Source organism: Streptomyces sp. NPDC087270, from assembly GCF_044744625.1.
Lineage (GTDB): Bacteria > Actinomycetota > Actinomycetes > Streptomycetales > Streptomycetaceae > Actinacidiphila.
Map to the genome: position 1 here is coordinate 74978 of NZ_JBIUYR010000025.1, position 21884 is coordinate 96861.

The following is a 21884-nucleotide window of genomic DNA, read 5'->3' on the forward strand; positions in this document are numbered from 1 at the left end:
GAAGCCCCCGCCGCCCCGGGGGGGGGGGGGGGCGGGGGCCTCTTGCGGGGGGCCCCCGGGCGCGCCTTTGCCGTGGGGCCGGGGGCCGCCGTGTCACGTGCGGGCCGGGGAACGGCCCGGCCGCCGCCCGGGGTCCGGGCCGGGCCGCCTTCCTAGTCGGTGGCGATCGCGTTCAGTACGTTCATCCGCGCGGCCCGGAAGGCCGGCAGGAGCGCGGCCAGCAGGCCGACGACCGCGGAGGCGACGAAGACGATCACGATCGTGCTCCACGGGATGCGCAGGATCTGCAACCCCTGGGAGGCGAGCACCTGCTGGGCGGCCGAACCCCAGCCCAGGCCGAGCGCGAGGCCGACCAGCGCGCCGAAGAGCGAGATGACCACCGACTCCAGCCGGATCATCCGCCGCAGCTGGCGCCGGGAGGTGCCGATCGCCCGCATCAGGCCGATCTCCCGGGTCCGCTCCACCACCGACAGCGCCAGGGTGTTGACCACGCCGAGCACCGCCACGATGATCGCCAGCGCCAGCAGCGCGTAGATCATGTAGAGCAGCTGGTTGACCTGGTCCTTGATCAGGTGCTTGTAGTCGGCCTGGTCGCGCACGTCGATCTGCGGGTAGTCGTGCGTCGCGGCCTTCAGGGAGGCGTACGCCTCCTTCTCCTTGCCGTCGGCGGCCTTGGCGAACATCAGGAAGTCACCGGGCATCTTGTCCGCCGGCAGGTAGGTCCGCGCGGTGTTGATACTGGTGAACAGGGTGCCGTTCTCCAGGGCGGTGCCGCCCTTGGTGACCGCGGCGATCTTCAGGTGCGCGGTGCGCCCGCCGACCAGCGCCACGGTCATGGTGTCCCCGACCTTGACGTGGTTGTCCTTGGCGAACTGCTCCGGCACGGACATCGCGTCCTTGCCGTAGGCGTCGGAGAGCTTGCCCTGCGTGGTCGCCAGCTGCACGTCCTGGGTGTAGGTGCTGTCGGCGGCGCTGAGCTGGCCCTTGATCTTCTTGCCGGACGGCGTGGTCAGGGTGCCGTTGACGATCGTGTAGTTGGTGATGTGGTCCAGGTCCGACGCCGACCTGATCGCCTTGGCGGCGGACGGGGTGATCGGCTGCGAGCCGTTGCTGCCGACCTCGATGATGAAGTCCGCGCCGACGGACTTGTCGAGCTGGTCGTTGGCGGAGGCCACCATGGACGAGCCGACCACCGACATGCCGGCCACCAGCGCCAGGCCGATCATCAGCGCGGAGGCGGTGGCGCCGGTGCGGCGCGGGTTGCGCAGCGCGTTGCGCTCGGCGAGCCGGCCGATCGGGCCGAAGAACCGCAGCACCACGGCGCTGACCGCGCGGACCACCACGCCGGCGAGCAGCGGGCCGACGATGACGAAGCCGACCAGCGACAGCAGCACGCCGATACCGAGCATCCCGCCGCCCGAGGACGCCTTGTCCGACTGGGATGCCGCGACCAGGGCGAGCACGCCCGCGGCGCAGACCAGCACGCCGATCGCGGCCCTGATCCGGCCGGCCCTGGCGTCGGCCGGGGTGCCGGCGTCGCGCAGCGCGGCCATCGGGGAGATCTTCCCGGCCCGGCGGGCGGGGATGTACGCGGAGACCACGGTGACGACGACGCCGATGACGAGGCCGACGATCGGGGTGGTGGCCTTGATGGTCAGCTCGGAACTGTCCAGCTTCAGACCGGCCTTGCCCATCAGCTTCATCAGCCCGACGGCCAGGCCGATGCCGCCGCCGATACCGACCACGGAGCCGCTGACGCCGAGCATCACCGCCTCGATCAGCACCGACCGGTTGACCTGGCGGCGGCTGGAGCCGAGCGCCCGCATCAGGCCGATCTCCCGGGTGCGCTGGGCGACCAGCATGGAGAAGGTGTTGACGATCAGGAAGATGCCGACCAGGACCGCGATCCCGGCGAAGCCGAGCATCGCGTACTTCATGAAGTTCAGGAAGCCGCCGAGGTCGTCCTCCTGCTTCTTCGTGGTCTCCTTCGCGGTGTCGACCGTGTAGTGGCCGCCGATCGCCGCCTTCACGTTCGCCTTGAGCTGCTCGTCGGAGACACCCTTGGCGGCGGTCAGGCCGTAGCCGGTGTAGGCGTCGGCGCGGCCGAGCAGCTTGGACTGCGCGACGGCGGTGTCCACGTAGACCACGGCGGCGCCGGGGTTGGTCGACTTGAAGGTGACGATGCCGCTGAGGGTGACCTTGAAGTCGCCGGGCTGCGCGATGACCCGCAGCGTGTCGCCGATCTTCAGGTGCTTCGCCTTGGCTGTGTCCGCGTCGATCACGGCGTCGGTGTCCGAGGTGGGCAGGTGGCCGGAGGTGAGCTTCACCGCCCTGGTCTCGGTGGAGTCCCAGTTGCTGACGACGGTCGGCGCGCCGGAGGACGGGCTGATCTTGTCGTTGTGCGCGTCGGCGACGGTGACGTCCTGGCTGGTGACGTCGGGCACCGAGGAGACCACGCCCTTCACGTGCGCCAACGTGCCCTGCAGGGAGGCGGGCAGGGTGTCCGGGATGCCGGTGGCCTGCTCGTTCTTCACCTCCTTGGCGCTGACGGTGACGTCGGAGGCGGTGTTGCCGAAGAGCCGGTCGAAGGTGGCGGTCATGGTGTCGGTGAAGACCAGGGTGCCGCAGATGAACGCCACCGACAGCAGCACCGCGACCCCGGACAGGGCCATGCGGCCCTTGTGCGCGAAGAAGTTGCGCACCGACGTCTTGAAGACGGTCACGAGGTCCTCCCGCGACCGTCGAAGGACTTCATCCGCTCCAGCACCGACTCGGCGGTCGGGCTGACCATCTCGTCGACGATCCGGCCGTCGGCGAGATAGAGCACGCGGTCGGCGTAGGAGGCGGCGACCGGGTCGTGGGTGACCATCACGATGGTCTGGCCGAGTTCGTCCACCGAGCGGCGCAGGAAGCCGAGCACCTCGGCGCCGGCCCGGGAGTCCAGGTTGCCGGTCGGCTCGTCGCCGAAGATGATCTCCGGCCGGGCGGCCAGCGCCCGGGCCACCGCGACGCGCTGCTGCTGGCCGCCGGAGAGCTGGGTCGGGCGGTGCTTGAGCCGGCCGGCCAGGCCGACGGTCTCCACCACGCGGTCCATCCACTCGCGGTCGACCTTGCGGCCGGCGATGTCCATCGGCAGCGTGATGTTCTCCGCCGCGTTCAGCGTCGGCAGCAGGTTGAACGACTGGAAGATGAAGCCGATCTTGTCCCGGCGCAGCTGGGTGAGCTTCTTGTCCTTGAGGTGGGTGATCTCGGTCCCGCCGATCCAGATCCGGCCCTCGCTGACCGTGTCGAGACCGGCCAGGCAGTGCATGAGGGTCGACTTGCCGGAGCCGGAGGGGCCCATGATCGCGGTGAAGCGCCCGCGGGCGATGTCCACGTCCACCGCGTCCAGCGCGACCACCCGGGTCTCGCCCGAGCCGTACGCCTTGGTCACCGACCGTCCTGCGGCGGCAACGGCCGTACGTTCTCCGCTGCCCCCGGCTGTGGGAACCGTCATAGCCGTCGTCACTTCTGTCTCCCGTGGTGGTGTCGTCGTACGTGACCGCGTGCGTGCGGGGCGCCGATCGCCCTTGTGTCCATGAGCCTGCCGGAGCGTGCCGCACCTGACGATGGGGCAGGTCTCCGGATCGGGGGTGGGGCTATCCCCACCTCCGAGGTGCGGGCGAGCGGTTCCATCCCGCCCTATGACCGTAGGCACCACCCGGCACCCGATCGTCATCCGCCGGTACGAACCGGTGGGCGCCGAAAGTAGGTGTCTCCCCCTAGGGGTCTGGTACCACGGTCGGAGACGCGGCTCAGGGTCGGCGGTCGGCGGCCCCGGCGGACGTGCCGTCAGGCGCCCGCGCGCAGCCCCGAGATGCCCACGTCGAGCGCGGCTTCGAGGTGGGTGAGCCGGCCGGTCTGCAGCAGGATCGACACCCCGCCCTGGATGCCGGCGAGCAGCGCCGCGGCCGCCCGTTCGGCGTCGACGCCCGGCGCGACCGCGCCCTGGTCCCGCATCGCCAGCACGCCGTCGGTGATCTTGCGCTGCCACTGTTCGAGCAGCCGCGCGGTCACCTCGCGCGAGGCGGGCGTGGTGCGGCTCAACTGGGTCATCAGGACCCCCAGCGGGCACGTCGTGCCCTGCTGGCGGTAGCGGGCGAGCACGGCGTCGCGCCACGCGTCCCAGGCCGCCCAGGAGGTCAGGTCGCTCAGGTACGGCTCCTGGTCCAGCAGCACCCGGTCCGCCTCGTATTCCGCGACGGCGTACATCAACTGCTCCCGGCCGCCGGGGAAGTAGTGGAAGAGCTGGCTCTTGCTGGTCGCGGTCACCCGGCAGACGTCGTCCAGGGTGGTGGCGACCGCGCCCCGGGCGCGGATCTCGGCGGCGGCGCCCTCGACGATGCGCTGCCGGGTGGCCCGGCCCTTCGCGGTGAACCTGACCGGCTGCTGCGTCATGCCCCCAGCGTCGCACACCGCGGCGCGTTTTCTGGACTTGCTGGTCCACTTTCTGGGTGCCACGCTCGGCCCTGCCACCAAGGAGCACCACCAGGCGTCGGGAGAACGCCGAGGTCGTGAGAAGGGTGGCACCGGTCGGCGCGCCGCAGCACCGCGTGCCACCGCGGACACCAGTCGGGGGCAGCACCCAGGAGGACGACAGTCATGGAACGGCGATTCGACGGCAGGACCGCCCTGGTCACCGGCTCGACATCGGGCATCGGGGCGCAGGTCGCCCGCACCCTTGCCGCCCAGGGCGCGCTGGTCGTGGTCAGCGGCCGGCGGGTCGAACGCGGCGAGGCGGTGGCGGAGGAGATCGAGGCGGCCGGCGGTCGGGCGGTGTTCGTGCCGGCCGACCTCGCGGCGGGCGGCGCGGCCGTACGCGGCCTCGCGGACGCGACCCTGGCCGCGGTCGGCGGCCGGCTGGACATCCTGGTCAACAACGCGGCGCTGCTGCTCGAACCGCGCCCGACCGCCGAGGTGGACGAGGCGACCCTGGACGCCGCCTACGCGGTCAGCGTGAAGTCCGCCTTCCAGCTCACCGGCGCGCTGGTGCCCGCGATGGCCGAGCGCGGCAGCGGCGTCGTGATCAACATGGGCTCCATCAGCGGCACGAGCGGCTGGGCCGACTCCGCCCTCTACAGCATGACCAAGGCCGCGGTGCACTCCCTGACCAAGTCCTGGGCGGCGGAGTACGGTCCGCGCGGCGTACGGGTCAACGCGGTCGCCCCCGGCCCGACCGCGACCGCGGAGAACATCGCTCACGCGGACCAGCTCGCGCCGCTCCTGGCGACCACTCCCTCGGGCCGTCTCGGCCGCCTGGACGAGGTGGCCGCGGCGGTGGCCTTCCTCGCCTGCGACGAGGCGTCGCACATCCACGGGGCGATCCTGCCGGTGGACGGCGGGTTCACGGCGGTGTGAGCGGTACGGGCGGAGGGCGCGGCGGACCGGGCGGACCTGCGGGCGGGGCATGCGGCCGGGCCGGGCGGCCGCCTTGCGGGGCGGGGCCCTTGCCCGGGGCGCCTTGCCCGGGGTGCCTTGCCCGGGGCGGCTCAGCTCATGGTGAGGCGGACCGGGCGGACCCCTCCGACCAGGGCGGACAGCGCGCGGTCGATGTCCGCGCCGACGTACCAGTCGCCGGTGTGGTCGACCGCGTAGACCCTGCCGTCGGGGTCGATCGCCAGCAGCGCGCCGGACCCGGACTCCTCGCCGATAGGGCTGATCTCGGTCTCCAGGGCGCGCCCGAGGTCGCCGAAGGTGCGGGCCAGGTGCAGACCGCGCAGCGGGTCGACGACGACCGGAGCGGGCGCGACCTGCCGGCCCGGCCCGGACACCGGGGGGATGGTCAGACCGCCGAACTCCGCCCACGCCTCGACGGCGGCCGGGAAGACCGCGTGCTGGTGGCCGCCCGGCGACAGGTGCCCGCGCAGCCGGTCCGCCCACTCCTCGGCCTGCTTGATGTCCCAGCGGCCCGGCTGCCACCCGGCCGCCCGCAGCGCGGCGTCGACGCCCACCGGGAAGCGCGTGCCGCCGGCCGTGCCCGCGCTCACGCCCGCCCCACGCCGGGGTCGAACGGCCGCACCCCGAAGTGCGCGAGCAGCGGCGCGCAGGAGCGGCAGGGCGGCGCGTAGGCGCCGTGCGCGGGGTCGCCGTCCTCGCGTATCCGGCGCGCGGTGAGCTTGGCGCCGCGAAGCGCCTTGCGGGCCTCGCCCTGGGTGAGCGGGCGGCGCGAGGCACGCTTGCCGCGGGTCGCCTCCACCGCCGTCAGGTGACGTGAAATCAGCACCGGTTCGGGGCACCGCCCGGTGAACCGCTCGCGCTGGGCGACCGGCAGCGCGTCCAGGAACTCCTGCACGATCGGGTGGAGCACGGGCGGCTGCTCCCCCTTGGCACCGGTGCAGGTCAGCACCTCGTCGCGGATGGACAGCGCGGCCGCGATCGCGGGCAGGATGCCGTCCCTGCGGTGCCGCAGCACCGGGGGCTCCAGCGGGTCGCGGGCAGCGCTCCAGCTCAGCCTCGGGTCGGCGGTGCCCGCCGCTGGTAGGCGAGTTGTCATATCCTGCCCCGTTCCGTCATCCATCCGCCCAAGGCGGCAGCTCCCCCGTATGCCGAATCAGAGTGCCAAACAGGCCATCCGATGGGGAAGCGGAACGCGGTGTGGCGACCTTCCTGTGTGGGCCATGTCACCGTCTTGTGACGTTACGTCGGCGCCATGGACACGCAGCGCGCACATCTGCCGCCGTTCACCGGCCGGTCGCCGGCACACAGCGCGGTCACAGCGTCACCGCGCGCCGTTTACGGGGCCGTTCGCGACCGGGAGGATCGGATCGGCGCCGCGAACCGGCGCCGATCCCCCCACACACACGACCCAGGGAACGTGACCCCATGCACCGTGCCCGAAGAGACGCGGACGCCCCGAGCGCCCGCCGTGTACGACGTGTTCCCCGCCTGCGGCGTCCCCCACGCGCCCGGGCCCGCGCCGCCGCCCTCGCCGTGCTGCCCGCACTCCTGCTGGCGGCCGGCTGCTCGTCCGGCTCCTCAGGTTCCACCGACGCCGACGGCGGCAAGGGCGGCGGGCGTTCCGCGGCCCAGGCGTCGGCCGACGCCGGCAAGGCGCCGCTGAGCGTGGCCCAGCTCTCCCGCGCGCTCGTCACCGACCATGACGTGCCCGGCTGGGTGATCGAGATGACGCAGACCGACGACGGCACCGCGACCACCGCGCCGGCCGGGGGCTTCGACCCCGACGACCTGGGCGCGCAGGACGACACCAGCGGCTCGCCGGTGCTGGTCGCCGACAAGCCCGAGTGCCGGCCGCTGGCCGACGTCAGCAGCTCGCAGCCCGCGATCCACCGGATGGCGTCGGTCGGCGCCACCTTCGCCGAGGCCACCCCCACGGCCGGTGCGGCCCCGGAGGAGATCGACCGGATGCTGATCGCCAGCCACGCCCCGGGCGACGCGCGGAAGGTGATGGCCGCGATCAAGGGCGCGCTCGCCACCTGCACCGCGTTCGAGGCCCGCGACCTGAACGGCACCCGTACGCCCTTCCGGGTCGGGAAGGGCCCGGTGGTGAAGGTCGGAGACGAGTCGGTGGCGTACGTCATGACCGACACCGCGGACAGAAAGACCGGCGCGGCCCTGGTGACGGTGGTGCGCACCGGCGACACCGTGACCTCCTACCTGTCGACGAAGACCGAAGGGGGCGCCGGGCAGGTGCCGTTGGAGGTCGCCCGCAAGGAGGACCGGAAGCTGCGGGCGGCCCTGGCCGCGCGGAAGTGAGCGGCGCCGCGCACGGGACGGCGGCCGGAGAGGAGGAGTGCGTCACCGTGACCGTGTGGTGATCGTGTTGTGAGCAGTGCCATAGGAGGCAGGGCGGGCCCGGTGCCGTAGAGTCGCGCGGCAGCGGGCCCACGCCCGCGAGGGCCGGGCCGGGACGCTCCGGACCGGACGCGGCACGCGGGCAGGGGCGGCGCCGCGCAGCCGGGCCCGCACACGACACAGGGGTACCCATCGATGCGGATACGCGCACGCCGTCGCCTACCGACCGGTAGCCGCAAGGTGCTGGCAGTGGCCGTACTGCTGCCCGCGCTCGCGCTCACCGCGGCCTGCGGGGGCGGCGGGAAGAGCAAGGACAGCGGCGGCGGCAGCGCGGCGTCCCGGAAGCTGACCCGCTCGGTGATCACGGCGAAGGACCTCGACCACCTCAAGGTGGTGCCCGCGACCAGTACGAGCCAGCTCCTGGGCGACGAGCAGACCACCGACCCCGCCGCGTGCCAGCCGGTGGCCGACCAGTGGAGCCTCAAGCCGAAGCTGGCCCGCACCGTCTACACCGGCGCGCTGGTCACCGACACCGCCGCCAAGGACGCGGGCGCCAAGACGATCTCGCTGGAGGTCGTGGCGTCGTATCCGGCGGGCCGCGCGAAGCAGGTGCTCGACCAGCTGTCCACCGCGGTCGCCCACTGCCCCGGCTACAAGGTCACGCGCAACGGCCGGACGTCGCAGTTCACGGTCAAGAGCGTCGACCCGTCCACCGGGCCCGCCGATACCGCCGGCACCTACGGCGACCAGCGGGTCACCTACACCGTCACCGACCCCGCCCTCGGGGCCTCCGGGGTGGCGCTGGTCACCGTCCTCCGGGTCGGCGACTCCACCGCCGCCTTCGAGACCGTCCGCGCCGACCACAAGACCGCGTCGCTGCGGCCGGCGATCGCCGGCAAGCAGGTCGCCAAGTTGCGGGCCGCGGCGGGCGGGAGCTGAGACCCGTACCGGCCGCGGCGGGCGGGAGCTGTCGCGAAACCGGGCCGATCCGGGGCCGATCGGGGCGATCCGGATGGCGGTGGCCGAGTTGTCCACAGGGACGAGGACGGGACCCGCGCCGCTCTTGCCGGACCCCCTAGGCTGTCGTCATCAGCTCAGACGCAGCAGGGGGCAACCGCCATGACCACAGGCCCGCAAGGGCTGGGATCACCTCCCGGACCCGTAGCCGCCGCGCAGGCCGCGCCACCGAACGCGGCCTACGCCGGACAGGTCGTGCACTTTCCCGACCCGGTCCGGGCCGCCCGCCACCCGCAAGGCGTGTGGGTGGACGACGAGGGCTACCCCGACTTCTCGCCGTACGCCCGCGCGGCGGCGGAGATAGCCGAGCCTCCGGAGGGCTTCGGCGTGGACGAACTGCGCCTGACGGACTACGTCTCGGCGAACGCCGCCCTGCACGCCGCCGGGCACGAACTGTGGGGCAACCTGCTGCCGGTGGCCACCCCGCACGGCTGGACCTGGCACCACGTCCGCGGCAGCCGCCGGCTGGAGTTGGTGCCGGTCGAGGTCAAGTCGCTGCTGCGGCACCACGGCGGGCTGGCCACCTCGGTGGCCGACCACACCAAGCGCGGCACCCGCCCGCTCCAGGAGACCCGCCCCGTGCACTTCGGGCTGCCCAAGGAGCCGGTCGCGGTCACCGAGCAGCAGGTCCGCGACGTGGAGGAGGAGTTGGGGTACCGCCTGCCCGGCGCGTACCGCGCCTTCCTGAAGGCCGCCGGCGGCTGCGCCCCCCAGGGCGTCGCCCTCGACCCCGGCCTCGGCCTGCTGCTGGACCAGCCGTTCTTCACCGTCCGCGACGACGCGGCGGTCAACGACCTCGTGTACGTCAACAAGTGCCTGCGCGACCACCTCACCAAGGACTACCTCGCGATCGGCTACGTCCAAGGCGGCCTCCTCGCGGTCCGGGTGAAGGGCGAGGGCACCGGCTCCGTCTGGTTCTGCGGTTACGACGACGCGCGCGACGGCGACGGGTGGGACACCCCGGCGGACCGGGTGGCCGACCTGCTGCTGCCCTGCGGCGACTCGTTCGACGAGTTCCTGCTGCGACTGGCCGGCAATCCACCCGAGTTGGACACGGTCGCGAATCTGATGGTCGACGGCGGCTTCGCCGACGCCGTAGCCGTGGAGGGATGAGACAGCACATGGTCACTTTCGCGCAGGCGCAGGAGCGCGCGGAGCGCTGGGTGAACGCGGACGTCCCCGCGTACGAGACCCGGGAGATCCGGGTCCGGGAGTTCGACCTGGGCTTCGTGGTGTGGTCCGAGGCCCGGGAGGACGGCCCGTCCTCCGACGAGGGGTCGGTCCGGGTGGTGATCGCCCGTGACAGCGGCGACGCCACCTTGTGGCCCGCTCTGCCCATCGGCGAACTCATTCGCCGCTACGAGGAGGAGTACGGCCCGGTGCCCGATGACGCGGCGCCCGAGCCGCCCCAGCGACTCGACCTCGAAGCGACCTCGTTCCTGCTCAGCCCCCCGCAGTGGCTCCAGGACGCCGCCGACCGGATGGGCATCCCGGACCGCCGCCCGTCCGCCGCCGAGCAGCCCCCGGTGCCCGCTCCCGCGGCGGGCGACGCCCCGGCGGCCGGGGAGCCGGCGCCCTCGACCGGCGGCCGTATCGACTACCGCCGTCCCGGCGACGGCGGCGGGCAGGACGCGGGGTCCGGCGCGGCGCCGGCCGCTGCCGCGGCGGGTTCCGGCGCGCAGGGCGGCATCGACTACCGGCGCCCCGGCGACAGCGGCGCCTCCCGTCCGGGCCCGGCCGACCAGCCGGACGGGCAGCAGGCAGCGGCAGCGGCCGACTCCGGGTCCGGGTCCGCCGGATCGGCGGGCGGCGGCGCGCCGGGCCCCACGGGTTCCGGCTCGGGCGGCATCGACTACCGGCGGCCCGGCTCGGTGCCCTCGGAGAGCTCGGGCGGCGGCAGTTGGGCCGGGAAGACGGTGAACGACTCCGGCGAGGGGCAGTCCGTCCCGGTGCCGGCGACCGTCTTCGCCCCGCCGATCAGCGACACGGACCAGGCCGAGGAGCCGGCGACGGGCGCGGAGGCCAGGACCGAGCTGCTGTCCGGGCGGAGTTCGCTGCCCCGCACCGCGCCCGCACCGCAGCAACAGCAACCGCAACCGGCACCCCCGGCCCGGCCCGGGGTGCCGCACACGATCGGCGGTTCCGAGTACCCGCCGCCCGGTGGTCCGGCGGTTCCGCTGCCGCCGCCGGGCAGCGCGGGCGGTCCGGCCGGTCCGGCCGCGCCCATGGGCCCCGGCCCCGCCGACATCGGCCGGCAGCCGAACCAGGGCCAGGCACCGGGCCAGGGCCAGGGCCAGGGTCCGGGCCCCGGGCAGGGGCCGGCTCAGGGCACCCCGCCCCCGCCGCCGTATTCCGGTCCGCCCGCACCCGGCGCGGGCACCCCGCCCCCCGCGGGCAACAACCCGCACTACGCGGCCACCATGCTCGCCGGCCCCGGCACGACCCCGCCCGGTCCCGGCGCGGGCGGCCCTCCCCCGCCGCCCCCGTACATGGGCACGCCCCCGCCCGGCGCGGGCACCCCGCCGCCCCCGCCGCCCGGTGCCGGCACCCCGCCGCCCGCGGCCAACGACCCGCACTACGCGGCCACCATGCTCGCCGGACCCACCCTGCCCCCGCCCGGCATGGGCACCCCGCCCCCGCCGCCGCCCGGAGCAGGAACTCCGCCGCCGCCCCCGGGAATGGGCACTCCGCCCCCCGGTGCCGGCACCCCGCCGCCCGCGGGCAACGACCCGCACTACGCGGCCACCATGCTCGCCGGCCCCGGCATGCCGCCGCCCGGCATGGGCACCCCGCCCCCGCCGCCGCCCGGCATGGGCGGGCCGGCGATGGCCCCGCCCGCGCCGCCCGGATACGGCTACCCGCAGGGCGGAGCGGTGCCCACGGTCGGCCCCGGCTACATGGCGGTGCTGCGCTACCGCGGCCAGGACGGCAGCGAGCAGCAGCTCATCCGGCGGTCGGCGCCGGGCACCCCGCACCCGGAGTGGCAGATCCTGCACGAGTTGCGCTCGCTGGGCATCCGTCCGGAGCAGGTGCTCGAACTCCACACCGAGCTGGAGTCCTGCGATCTGCCCGGCGGCTACTGCACCCGGATGATCCGGGAGACCTGGCCGCAGGTGCGGATCAGCCACACCGCGCCGTACGGCCGCGACCACGCCGGCCGCCGGCAGGGCGTCCAGCACCTGCTCACCCACCAGGGCGAGCTGCACCAGGTGGCCGGCGCCCCGGCCCGGCCGCAGCCGCAGCGGGTGCCGATGCCCGATCCGCACAGCGTGCTGCGGGTGCCGCCGGTCGGTCTCGACGTGATCGGCCAGGAGGTGGCGAGCGCGTTCGGGCCGCAGGGCGTGTTCAGGTTCGAGCAGCGGGCCGTGTCCCGGCAGGGCGTGCCGGACATCGTGGCCCAGACACTGATGTGGTCGGGGCTGCCGGTCGACTTCTCGCCGTTCTTCTGGGCGCAGGCCCAGCCCGGTCAGCCGGTGCCCACGCTCGCCGAACTGGCCGCGCAGCGCGGGGTGCAGCCGGCCGCGGACGCCGGGTCGTACCTCGTGATGGGCAACGACTTCGGCCGCCAGCTGTGCGTGCAGTACGGCACCGCGCACATCGTCGCGGTGCCGCTGGAGGCCGGGCCGGGCGGGCAGCCGGCGCAGCCGCAGTTCGTCAACTCCAGCCTCCCGGAGTTCGCCCGCTGCATGGCGCTGCTGGGCCGGATGTGGCGGCTGCGGATCGGGTTGACGCCGGAGCAGGCCGGGCACTGGACGGTGGACTTCCAGGCCCAACTGGCCGCGCAGGACCCGGCCGCGATCGCCTCGCCCGACAACTGGTGGTCGGTGCTGGTCGAGCAGATGTGGGACGGGCTGCTGTAGGCGGATCGTACGGATGTGCGGCCGTTTCGTGCGGGCCGGGTGGAAGCTGCGTCTTCCGCTCGGCCCGTCCGCGTTTCCGGGGTAGGAGACAGTCGGAGTGTCGAGGCTCTTACAATTCGGGCATAAGCGATAAATGGGAACACGGGAACGGCCCGACGTCGCGAGGGGCAGTGGCCATGAGCAGTGATACGTCCGCATCGACGCAGACGCAGCCGGAGGCACGGGAGAGGTTCGGTGCGGCGCGCGGACGCGGCTACCGGCCGGACCAGGTCGACCGCTTCCTGGACGAGCTGTCCGAGGACCGGGACGCGGCCTGGGAGCGGGCCGCCCGGCTGACCGTGCTCGCCAACGAGATGGACGCCGAGTGCACCTCCCTGCGGCAGCAGGTCGAGGCGCTCGGTCCGACCGACTTCGCCCGGCTCGGCGCCGGCGCGCAGGAACTGCTCCAGATGGTCGAGGACGAGGCCGCCGCGGTACGCGAACGCGCCGAGGTCGAGGCGCAGTACGCCCGGGACGCCGCCGACACCGCCCGCCGCACCCTCCAGGACGAGGCCCGCGCGGCCGCGTCCGCACGGCTCTCCGCCGCCGAGGAGCAGGCCCAGCACGTACTGGACGAGGCGTGCGGGCGCGCCGCGGAGATCCTCGGCGCCGCCCGCGCCGAGGCCGACTCCGTACGGGGCGAGGCCGGCGCCGCGCTCGACGCGATGCAGCAGCAGGTCGACCGGGACCGGGCCGCCGTCGACGCGGAGCAGCGCGAGCGGGTCGAGAGCCTGGAGCAGGAGCTCGCCGAGCAGCAGGCCGTGGTCGACGGCCGGCTGTCCGGGCTGCTCGCCGACGCGGAACGCCGCCTGGCGCAGGCGCAGCAGGAGCGGGCCGACGCGGAGGCGGCGCTGCGCGACCAGCAGGCCGAGGCCGACGCGCGGGCCGACGCGTTGATCGCGGAGGCGCGCACCCATGAGGAGAGGGTGCGGCGGGACGCGGAGCGGGTGCTGCGGGAGCACGAACTGCACCGGGACGAGGTGCGGGCGCACCTGGCGCACATCAAGGCCACGCTCTCGGAGTTGACCGGGCGCCCCTGACGCGTGCGGCGCCGCTGACGCGCGGGGCACCCCCTGACCCACCGGGGTGCCCCGTCCTGCCGGTTCGGGGCGCACCTGCCGGTGGAGGGTTGCCCGCCCCCACCCGCCCCTTGCGCGGGGTACCCCGGGGGTCAGGGCGCCGTCGGGACCATCGCGGAGACGCGGAAGCCGCCGTCGGGAGTGGGGCCGGCGGCGAACCCGCCGCCATGGGCGGTGACCCGCTCCCGCATCCCGGTGAGCCCGTGCCCGCCGCTCGGCAGCGCCGTGGCGACCACCGCCTCGGCCGGGCCGTTGACGATGAGGACGGCCACCTCGGCCTCGCGGTAGGCGAGCCGCACCTGCGCCTTCGCCCCGACCGCGTGCTTGCGCACGTTCGTGAGCGCCTCCTGCACCACGCGGTAGACGGTCGCCTCGATCCGCCGCCCGCAGGGCCGCTGCTCGCCCTCGACGGCCAGCTCGACCCCCATCCCGGCCGCCCGCGACTCCTGTACGAGCTGCGCCAGCTCCGCCAGGCTCGGCCCGGCGTCGGGCTCGTGGCCGAGCGCCGCCTCGACCCCTGCCTCGGCCGCGGCGTCGACCCCCGCCTCGCCGGCCGCCGGGTCCGCCGCGCCACCCGCGTGCTTCGCCCGGGGCGCGGCATCCCCCGTCCCCGTGCCCGAGGCCGAACGCAGCACCCCGAGCATCTGCCGCAGCTCGGTGAGCGCCTGCCGCCCCATGTCGCCCAGCAGTTCCGCGCTCGCCGACGCCTTGGCCGGGTCCTTCAGCGCCACCGCCTTCAGCGCGGCCGCGTGCACGACCATCAGGCTCACCCGGTGCGCGACCACGTCGTGCATCTCCCGGGCGATCCGGGCCCGCTCAGCGGCCCGCGCCCGCTCGGCCCGCTCCAGCGCCTTCTCCGCCAGCAGCTCCAGCTCGCGCTCCAGGCCGTCGGCCCGGTCCCGCAGGCTCTCCACCAGCCGGCGGCGGGCCCGTACGTACAGCCCGAACAGCACTGGCGGCGCGGTGAGGCCGAAGGCGACCAGGATCGAGATGGCCAGCACCAGCGGCAGCCCGAGCCGGCTGCTGGAGTGCCGCACGCTGGACTCGATGCTCACGAAGGCGACGAGCATGGTGCCCAGGCCGCTCATCCCGGCGAACAGCGCCGTCAGCCGGCGCGGCACCTCGGACGCGGCCAGGGTGTAGAAGCCCATCATGGACAGGATGAGGCCGGTCTGCGCGGGGGTGACCGCGATCGCGACCAGCACCACCGCGATCGGCCAGCGCCGGCGCAGCACCAGCATCGCGCCCACCAGCAACCCGATCAGGGCGCCCAGTCCGCTGACGATCCCGATCCTCGCCGCGAACGTGGCGCCCTCGAAGGACGCCTCCAACGCCGAGGCCGCCGCCAGCGACACGTCCAGCGCGACACTTCGCCGCCTCGTCCACCACCACAGGCCGGACCAGGACCCCGCGTGTGCCGCGTCGGCCTCCTCGTCCGGTACGCGCGCCCCCGTCGTACTCATGCCGTCCAGCGTAGGCGGTACCCGGAGCACGGGAACGGCCCGTCCTGGTGTCCGTCTGTTGGGCCGGGCGTCTCGCCGCGCGGCCCCCGACCTATCCTGGACCGGTCGGACAGCGCGGTCCGCGAGTCCCCGTACCCGAGTTCGTACCCACTCGTCTCCCAAGCCGTCGCCCATCCCACTGCACAAGGAGCCGCACCTGTGAGCAGCGCCGACACCCCACCGGACAGCAGCACCGCCCTGCGAGCCGATATCCGACGCCTGGGCGAACTGCTGGGCGGCACCCTCGTCCGGCAAGAGGGCCAGGAACTCCTCGACCTGGTCGAGAAGGTACGCGCACTGACCCGCAGCGACGGCGAGGCCGCCGCCGCACTGCTCGGCGAGACCGACCTGGAGACCGCGGCGAAGCTGGTCCGCGCCTTCTCCACCTACTTCCACCTGGCCAACGTCACCGAGCAGGTGCACCGAGGCCGCGACCTGCGCTCCCGCCGGGCCAACGAGGGCAGCCTGCTGGCCCAGACCGCCGACCTGCTCAAGGACGGCGACCCCGTACACGTGCGGGAGAGCGTGCAGAACCTCAACGTGCGGCCGGTCTTCACCGCGCACCCCACCGAGGCGGCCCGCCGCTCGGTGCTGAACAAGCTGCGCCGGATCGCCGAGCTGCTGGACCAGACCCCGGTCTCCTCCGGCGACCGGCGGCGCGCGGACCTGCGGCTGGCCGAGAACATCGACCTGCTGTGGCAGACCGACGAGCTGCGGGTGGTCCGCCCCGAGCCGGCCGACGAGGCCCGCAACGCGATCTACTACCTCGACGAGCTGCACGCCGGCGCGGTCGGCGACGTCCTGGAGGACCTGGCCGCGGAGCTGGAGCGGGTCGGGGTGCCGCTGCCGCCGCAGACCCGCCCGCTGACCTTCGGCACCTGGATCGGCGGCGACCGCGACGGCAACCCCAACGTCACGCCCGAGGTGACCTGGGACGTGCTGATCCTCCAGCACGAGCACGGCATCACCGACGCGCTGGAGCAGGTCGACTTCCTGCGCGGCGCGCTGTCGAACTCCATCCGCAACTCCGGCGCGAGCCAGGAGCTGCTGGACTCCCTCTCCGACGACCTGGTGGCGCTGCCGGAGATCAGCCCCCGCTACAAGCGGCTGAACGCCGAGGAGCCCTACCGGCTGAAGGCCACCTGCATCCGGCAGAAGCTGGTCAACACCCGTGAGCGGCTGGCCGGTGGCACTCCGCACGTCCCCGGCCGGGACTACCTGGGCAGCGCCGAGCTGCTGACCGACCTGCAGCTGATCCAGGACTCGCTGCGCGCCCACCGCGGCGGCCTGATCGCCGACGGCCGCACCGACCGGACGATCCGCACGCTCGCCGCGTTCGGCCTGCAACTGGCCACCATGGACGTGCGCGAGCACGCCGAGGCGCACCACCACGCGCTCGGCCAGCTCTTCGACCGGCTCGGCGAGGAGTCCTGGCGGTACTCCGACATGCCGCGCGACTACCGCCGCAAGCTGCTCGCGAAGGAGCTGCGCTCGCGCCGCCCGCTGGCCCCGAGCCCGGCGCCGCTGGACGCCGCGGGCGCGAAGACGCTCGGCGTCTTCCACACCATCCGCGAGGCGTTCGAACGGTTCGGCCCGGAGGTCGTGGAGTCGTACATCATCTCCATGTGCCTGGGCTCCGACGACGTGTTCGCCGCAGCGGTGCTGGCCCGCGAGGCCGGGCTGATCGACCTGCACGCCGGGGTCGCGAAGATCGGCATCGTGCCGCTGCTGGAGACCACCGACGAGCTGAAGATCGCCGACAAGCTGCTCGACGAGATGCTCTCCGACCCCTCCTACCGGCGGCTGGTGTCGCTGCGCGGCGACGTGCAGGAGGTCATGCTCGGCTACTCCGACTCCTCGAAGTTCGGCGGCATCACCACCTCGCAGTGGGAGATCCACCGCGCGCAGCGCCGGCTGCGCGACGTCGCGCACCGGCACGGGGTGCGGCTGCGGCTCTTCCACGGCCGCGGCGGCACCGTCGGCCGCGGCGGCGGCCCCTCGCACACCGCGATCCTGGCGCAGCCGTGGGGCACCCTGGAGGGCGAGATCAAGGTGACCGAGCAGGGCGAGGTGATCTCGGACAAGTACCTGATCCCCTCACTCGCCCGGGAGAACCTCGAACTGACGGTCGCGGCCACCCTCCAGGCGTCCGCGCTGCACACCGCGCCGCGGCAGTCCGACGAGGCGCTGGCGCGCTGGGACTCGGCGATGGAGATCATCTCCGAGGCCGCGCACTGCGCCTACCGCGAGCTGGTCGAGGACCCGGACCTGCCGAAGTACTTCTTCGCCTCCACCCCGGTCGACCAGCTCGGCGAGCTGCACCTGGGCTCGCGTCCGTCCCGCCGGCCGGACTCCGGCGCGGGCCTGGACGGCCTGCGGGCCATCCCGTGGGTCTTCGGCTGGACCCAGTCCCGGCAGATCGTGCCCGGCTGGTTCGGCGTCGGCTCCGGGCTGAAGGCGGCGCGTGAGGCCGGCCTGGACTCGGTGATCGAGGAGGCGCACGGCCAGTGGCACTTCTTCCGCAACTTCCTGTCCAACGTCGAGATGACGCTGGCCAAGACCGACCTGCGGATCGCCCGCCACTACGTCGACACCCTGGTGCCCGACGAGCTGAAGCACGTCTTCGCCACGATCGAGGCGGAGCACGAGCTGACCGTGCGCGAGGTGCTGCGGATCACCGGCGAGTCCGAACTGCTCGCCGCCAGCCCGGTGCTGGCGCAGACCTTCCACATCCGCGACCAGTACCTGGACCCGATCTCCTACCTCCAGGTGACGCTGCTCGCCCGGCAGCGCGAAGCGGCCGCCCGCGGTGAGGAGCCGGACCCGCTGCTGGCCCGCGCCCTGCTGCTGACGGTCAACGGTGTGGCCGCGGGTCTGCGCAACACGGGCTGACACCGCACCCGCACGTTCCCCGCGTCGCCACCCGGCGGCGCGGGGAACGTGCGACGGGGGGAACGTGCGACGCGGGACCCGCGCGGGCGATGTGCGCGGGGGAACCTGCGCGGGGCGCCCGCGCGGGAAGGACGGGTGAGCAGCCGCGGGGGATCTGGCCGGCGGTTCCGCTTCGGGTCCGCCACCAGCGGCGGCGCCCGGCCCGTCGGCGGCGCACGTCGGTAAAATCCAGGCCGGGAAGTTCGGCCAAGGTGGCTCCATTGTCCGGCCGAGCACCTACTCTTTTTCCACGACGCCGGTGGGGGCCGGCGTCCATCAGGGGGCGAGACGCACGGGGTCCGGCGCCTGGGCAAGGACGGCGGTCCCTGCCCGGTGCCGGGCTCCAAGCGAGGCGGACGCCCCGTCGCCACTGGGGGAGTGCCGTGAATCGGGAGTGGTGTCCGTGGGTCGTATCCGGGTCCTCGTCGTCGACGACCATCGCATCTTCGCCGAGTCGCTCGCGGCCGCCCTCGCGGCCGAGCCCGACGTCGACGTGTCCGCGGCGGGCAGCGGCTCCGCCGCGCAGCGCTGCCTCGACCGCGCGGCCGCCGACGGCCGCCGCTACGACGTCCTGCTGGTCGACGCCGACCTGGGCGCCGGGCCGCGCCCGCCGGTGACGCTGGCCGCGGTCCCGCCGGCGCTGCCGTCGCAGCCGCGCCCGCTGGAGCCGCGCGACCCGGTGCTGGACGGCCTCGCGCTGGTGGAGCGGATCAGGGCCGCCTACCCGGGCACCCGTACCGTGGTGCTCGCCGAGCGGGACGACCCGGTGCGCGCCGCGCGGGCGCTACAGGCCGGCGCGTCCGGCTGGGTCGCCAAGGACTGCTCGCTGTCGCGGCTGCTCGCGGTGGTCCGCGGGGTGCTGCGCGACGAGACGCACCTGCCGCCGGCGCTGCTGACCGGGGTGCTGCGGGAGCTGACCGCGGCGCGCCGGCACCGTACCGAGAGCGAGCAACTGGTGGAGTCGCTGACGCCGCGCGAGCAGGAGGTGCTGCGCTGCATGGTGGCCGGGCTCGGCCGCAAGGCGGTCGCGGAGCGGCTGTTCCTGTCCCCGCACACCGTCCGCACCCACATGCAGAACGTGCTGGGCAAGCTCGGGGTGCACTCCACGCTCGCGGCGGTCGCGCTGGCCCGGCGGGCCGGGGTGGGCCCGGTCGAACTGCTGCCGTCAGCCGGGGACGTTGTCGAACGGCGCGGTTAGCTGCCGCAGCAGCCCGGCGAGTTCGGTGCGCTGCCGGTCGGTCAGCTCGCCCAGGATGGCCCGCTCCTGGGCGAGCAGCCCGGCCAGCGACTGGTCGGCGCGGTCCTGGCCCTGCGGGGTGAGCCGGACCAGCACGCCGCGCCGGTCGCTGGGGTCGGGCTGCCGCTCCACCAGCCGCTTCTTGGCGAGCCGGTCGATGCGGTTGGTCATGGTCCCGGAGGTGACGAGGGTCTGGGTGAGGAGCTGGCCGGGTGAGAGCTGGTACGGCTCGCCGGCCCGGCGCAGCGCGGTCAGCACGTCGAACTCCCACGGCTCCAGGCCGTGCTCGGCGAACGCGATCCGGCGGGCCCGGTCCAGGTGCCGGGCGAGCCTGCTGACCCGGCTGAGCACTTCGAGCGGCTCCACGTCGAGGTCGGGGCGCTCTCGGCGCCATGCAGCGACCAGCCGGTCGACCTCGTCCTCCATGGGATCAGTGTAGTAGGTCTGTCGACATGAAGTCTCTTGACATCAAGATATCTCTGGGAGCAGGCTGAAGGTGAAGGGCAGAACCTCGCCCTCCGTTTTCGCCGACTCCGTAGCACCCAGGGAGTACGAACGATGCCAGCAGCGCCGACGTGGGACCCGCACCAGTATCTCCGGCACTCCACCCATCGCACCCGCCCCTTCCTCGACCTCCTCACCCGGATCACCGAACTGCCCGGCGGCGACGCGCCCCGGATCGCCGACATCGGCTGCGGCCCGGGCAACGTCACGGCGCTGCTCGCCGACCGCTGGCCCGGCGCACACATCACCGGCTACGACAGCTCGGCCGACATGCTCGACGCCGCCCGCGAGCACGCCGGCCCCACCTCCGGCGGCGGGGAACTGGACTTCCGCAAGGCCGACGCGGCGGTGTGGACGCCCGACGAGCCCTTCGACCTGATCGTGTCCAACGCCGCGCTGCAGTGGGTGCCCGGACACGCCGACCGCTTCCCGTCCTGGCTGGAGCACATCAACCCCGGCGGCGTCCTCGCCTTCCAGGTGCCCGGCAACTTCAACGCCCCCAGCCACGCCCTGCTCGCCGAGTTGTGCGACACCCCCCACTGGCGCGCCCGCCTGGAGGGCCACGGCCGCCGCTACGTGCACATCCTCTCCCCCGCCGACTACCTGGAGCGCCTGACCGAGCTGGGCTGCACCGGCGTCGACGTCTGGGAGTCCACCTACGTCCAGTTGCTTCAGGGCGAGGACCCGGTGCTGGACTGGACGAAGGGCACCGCGCTGCGCCCGGTGCTCACCGCGCTGGAGGACGACCCGGTGGCCGCCCGGGAGTTCGTCGGGCAGTACCGCGACCTGCTCCGCAAGGCGTACCCGGTGGGGCCGCACGGCACGGTCTTCCCGTTCCGCCGGATCTTCGCGATCGCCCGCACCGCCGCCGCGCCCGCCGGGGCCGCGTCGTGATCGCCGGCCTCGACCACGTCCAGCTCGCCGCGCCGCCCGGCAGCGAGCCACAGCTGCGCGCCTTCTACACCGGCGTCCTCGGCATGGCCGAACTGACCAAGCCGCCGGTGCTCGCGGGCCGCGGCGGCTGCTGGTTCTCGGCCGGCACCGCGGTGCTGCACCTGGGCATCGAGGAGCACTTCCGCCCCGCCCGCAAGGCCCACCCGGGCTTGCGCGTCAACGGCATCCACGGCTTCGCCAAGGGGCTCCAGGCCGCGGGCACGACGGTCGTATGGGACTACGACCTGCCCGGCCACCTGCGCTTCTACTGCGAGGACCCGGTCGGCAACCGGCTGGAGTTCCTGGAGCCGACCACCATCTGATCCGACCGTACGCCGCTGCCGCGATCCGGTCGTACGACCACCGGCACCACCGGCACCGCCGTACTACCGTCACCACCGCACCACCGCACCACCGCACCACCGCACCACCCGCCCGGCTCGCCGCACCTCGGCGGGCCGGGCTCACAACGTCAGGAACGCGCCGCCCAGCAGCGCCGCGCCCGCCACCGCGAAGGTCCACGCGACGCGCGGCAGCCGCAGCCCCAGCGCGACCACCACCGCCGCCAGCAGCAGCGCCCCGCCCAGGGGCACGAACCCGAAGAGCAGCCCGCCCATCCCGTCACGCACCCCGGTGTCCGTACCGGGCTTGAGCACCACCCCGACGGAGTCCCCCACGTGGTGACGCACCGGAAGGCTGACGGTGACCTTCGCGCGGGGGAGCGCGTCGCCGTGCGGCGCGAACGGCCCGGTGCAGTCCGTGTCACCGCACGCCACCAGCCGTACGGTGCCGTGGTCATGGCCCTTGCCGATCACCACGTACTGCGCGTCGCGCCACGAACCCCACGCGCCGGACACCAGGATCAGCGCCGCCACCGCCCCCACGCCCACCACCCGGGCGAACTGCACCAGCCCGCCCGCCTGCGCGGCACCGCGGTCACCGCTCCCAGTTGCCATGCGGGCGATCTTTGGCCATCGCATGCCACCGGGTC

At 74.1% G+C, this 21884-nt stretch carries 18 protein-coding genes; 10 read left to right on the forward strand and 8 right to left on the reverse strand.

Features of this window, described 5'->3' with window-relative positions:
• Nucleotides 1-152: 152 nt before the first annotated feature.
• The 3 genes from ACIPAE_RS35605 to ACIPAE_RS35615 all read right to left on the reverse strand — a co-directional run bounded on the left by ACIPAE_RS35605 (nt 153) and on the right by ACIPAE_RS35615 (nt 4437).
• Entirely contained in the window at nt 153-2723 is a 2571-nt protein-coding gene (locus tag ACIPAE_RS35605) for an ABC transporter permease (RefSeq protein ID WP_402451035.1), read from the reverse strand.
• Nucleotides 2720-3496, reverse strand: coding sequence for an ABC transporter ATP-binding protein (locus ACIPAE_RS35610; RefSeq protein ID WP_328464833.1), 777 nt, complete (start codon nt 3494-3496; stop codon nt 2720-2722). The genes ACIPAE_RS35605 and ACIPAE_RS35610 overlap by 4 nt, the downstream gene beginning before the upstream one ends.
• 335 nt (nt 3497-3831) lie before the next feature.
• Nucleotides 3832-4437, reverse strand: a complete 606-nt coding sequence (locus tag ACIPAE_RS35615) for a TetR family transcriptional regulator C-terminal domain-containing protein (RefSeq protein ID WP_329368594.1) — start codon at nt 4435-4437, stop codon at nt 3832-3834.
• A gap of 204 nt (nt 4438-4641) precedes the next feature.
• Here ACIPAE_RS35615 and ACIPAE_RS35620 point away from each other — a divergent pair, with 204 nt between their 5' ends.
• Complete coding sequence (locus tag ACIPAE_RS35620) at nt 4642-5397, forward strand: SDR family NAD(P)-dependent oxidoreductase (RefSeq protein WP_402451039.1); 756 nt, start codon at nt 4642-4644, stop codon at nt 5395-5397.
• Between the two features lie 131 nt (nt 5398-5528).
• On the opposite strand, the gene ACIPAE_RS35625 is transcribed toward ACIPAE_RS35620, so the two are convergent.
• Both ACIPAE_RS35625 and ACIPAE_RS35630 read right to left on the reverse strand, forming a co-directional pair.
• Nucleotides 5529-6026 carry an SUKH-3 domain-containing protein gene (locus ACIPAE_RS35625; protein ID WP_329368590.1) on the reverse strand — a complete coding sequence of 166 codons (498 nt, stop codon included), beginning with the start codon at nt 6024-6026 and terminating at the stop codon, nt 5529-5531.
• On the reverse strand, nt 6023-6532 hold the full coding sequence (locus ACIPAE_RS35630; RefSeq protein ID WP_329368587.1) for a YwqJ-related putative deaminase: 510 nt from the start codon (nt 6530-6532) through the stop codon (nt 6023-6025). The genes ACIPAE_RS35625 and ACIPAE_RS35630 overlap by 4 nt, the downstream gene beginning before the upstream one ends.
• A gap of 437 nt (nt 6533-6969) precedes the next feature.
• Here ACIPAE_RS35630 and ACIPAE_RS35635 point away from each other — a divergent pair, with 437 nt between their 5' ends.
• The 5 genes from ACIPAE_RS35635 (at nt 6970) to ACIPAE_RS35655 (ending at nt 13747) form a co-directional block, all read left to right on the forward strand.
• Nucleotides 6970-7752 carry a hypothetical protein gene (locus ACIPAE_RS35635; RefSeq protein ID WP_402451041.1) on the forward strand — a complete coding sequence of 261 codons (783 nt, stop codon included), beginning with the start codon at nt 6970-6972 and terminating at the stop codon, nt 7750-7752.
• Between the two features lie 288 nt (nt 7753-8040).
• Nucleotides 8041-8730: a hypothetical protein gene (locus ACIPAE_RS35640; RefSeq protein ID WP_402451043.1), complete on the forward strand. Its 690-nt coding sequence runs from the start codon at nt 8041-8043 to the stop codon at nt 8728-8730.
• 180 nt (nt 8731-8910) lie between these two features.
• Complete coding sequence (locus ACIPAE_RS35645; protein WP_329368581.1) at nt 8911-9921, forward strand: SMI1/KNR4 family protein; 1011 nt, start codon at nt 8911-8913, stop codon at nt 9919-9921.
• Nucleotides 9922-9929: 8 nt separating this feature from the next.
• Nucleotides 9930-12668, forward strand: coding sequence for an SUKH-4 family immunity protein (locus tag ACIPAE_RS35650; RefSeq protein ID WP_402451046.1), 2739 nt, complete (start codon nt 9930-9932; stop codon nt 12666-12668).
• A 176-nt stretch (nt 12669-12844) separates the two neighbouring features.
• Entirely contained in the window at nt 12845-13747 is a 903-nt protein-coding gene (locus tag ACIPAE_RS35655; protein ID WP_329368577.1) for a DivIVA domain-containing protein, read from the forward strand.
• 131 nt (nt 13748-13878) lie between these two features.
• Here the strand turns inward: ACIPAE_RS35655 and ACIPAE_RS35660 are convergent, their stop codons facing one another.
• Nucleotides 13879-15249, reverse strand: a complete 1371-nt coding sequence (locus tag ACIPAE_RS35660; RefSeq protein ID WP_402451048.1) for a sensor histidine kinase — start codon at nt 15247-15249, stop codon at nt 13879-13881.
• Between the two features lie 198 nt (nt 15250-15447).
• On the opposite strand from ACIPAE_RS35660, the gene ppc reads away from it, so the two are divergent.
• Both ppc and ACIPAE_RS35670 read left to right on the forward strand, forming a co-directional pair.
• The gene (gene ppc, locus ACIPAE_RS35665) at nt 15448-18180 is read left to right on the forward strand and encodes a phosphoenolpyruvate carboxylase (protein ID WP_329368573.1); all 2733 of its coding nucleotides are present in this window, start codon (nt 15448-15450) and stop codon (nt 18178-18180) included.
• Nucleotides 18181-18622: 442 nt separating this feature from the next.
• Complete coding sequence (locus ACIPAE_RS35670) at nt 18623-19417, forward strand: response regulator transcription factor (protein WP_328464854.1); 795 nt, start codon at nt 18623-18625, stop codon at nt 19415-19417.
• On the opposite strand, the gene ACIPAE_RS35675 is transcribed toward ACIPAE_RS35670, so the two are convergent.
• Nucleotides 19385-19882, reverse strand: a complete 498-nt coding sequence (locus tag ACIPAE_RS35675) for a MarR family transcriptional regulator (protein ID WP_328464856.1) — start codon at nt 19880-19882, stop codon at nt 19385-19387. The genes ACIPAE_RS35670 and ACIPAE_RS35675 overlap by 33 nt on opposite strands.
• Nucleotides 19883-20014: 132 nt before the next feature.
• On the opposite strand from ACIPAE_RS35675, the gene ACIPAE_RS35680 reads away from it, so the two are divergent.
• Complete coding sequence (locus ACIPAE_RS35680; RefSeq protein ID WP_366412738.1) at nt 20015-20854, forward strand: trans-aconitate 2-methyltransferase; 840 nt, start codon at nt 20015-20017, stop codon at nt 20852-20854.
• Complete coding sequence (locus tag ACIPAE_RS35685; protein ID WP_366412739.1) at nt 20851-21216, forward strand: VOC family protein; 366 nt, start codon at nt 20851-20853, stop codon at nt 21214-21216. Before ACIPAE_RS35680 ends, ACIPAE_RS35685 begins: the two co-directional genes overlap by 4 nt.
• A 141-nt stretch (nt 21217-21357) precedes the next feature.
• Here the strand turns inward: ACIPAE_RS35685 and ACIPAE_RS35690 are convergent, their stop codons facing one another.
• Entirely contained in the window at nt 21358-21849 is a 492-nt protein-coding gene (locus ACIPAE_RS35690; RefSeq protein WP_329368564.1) for a hypothetical protein, read from the reverse strand.
• Between the last annotated feature and the right edge of the window lie 35 nt (nt 21850-21884).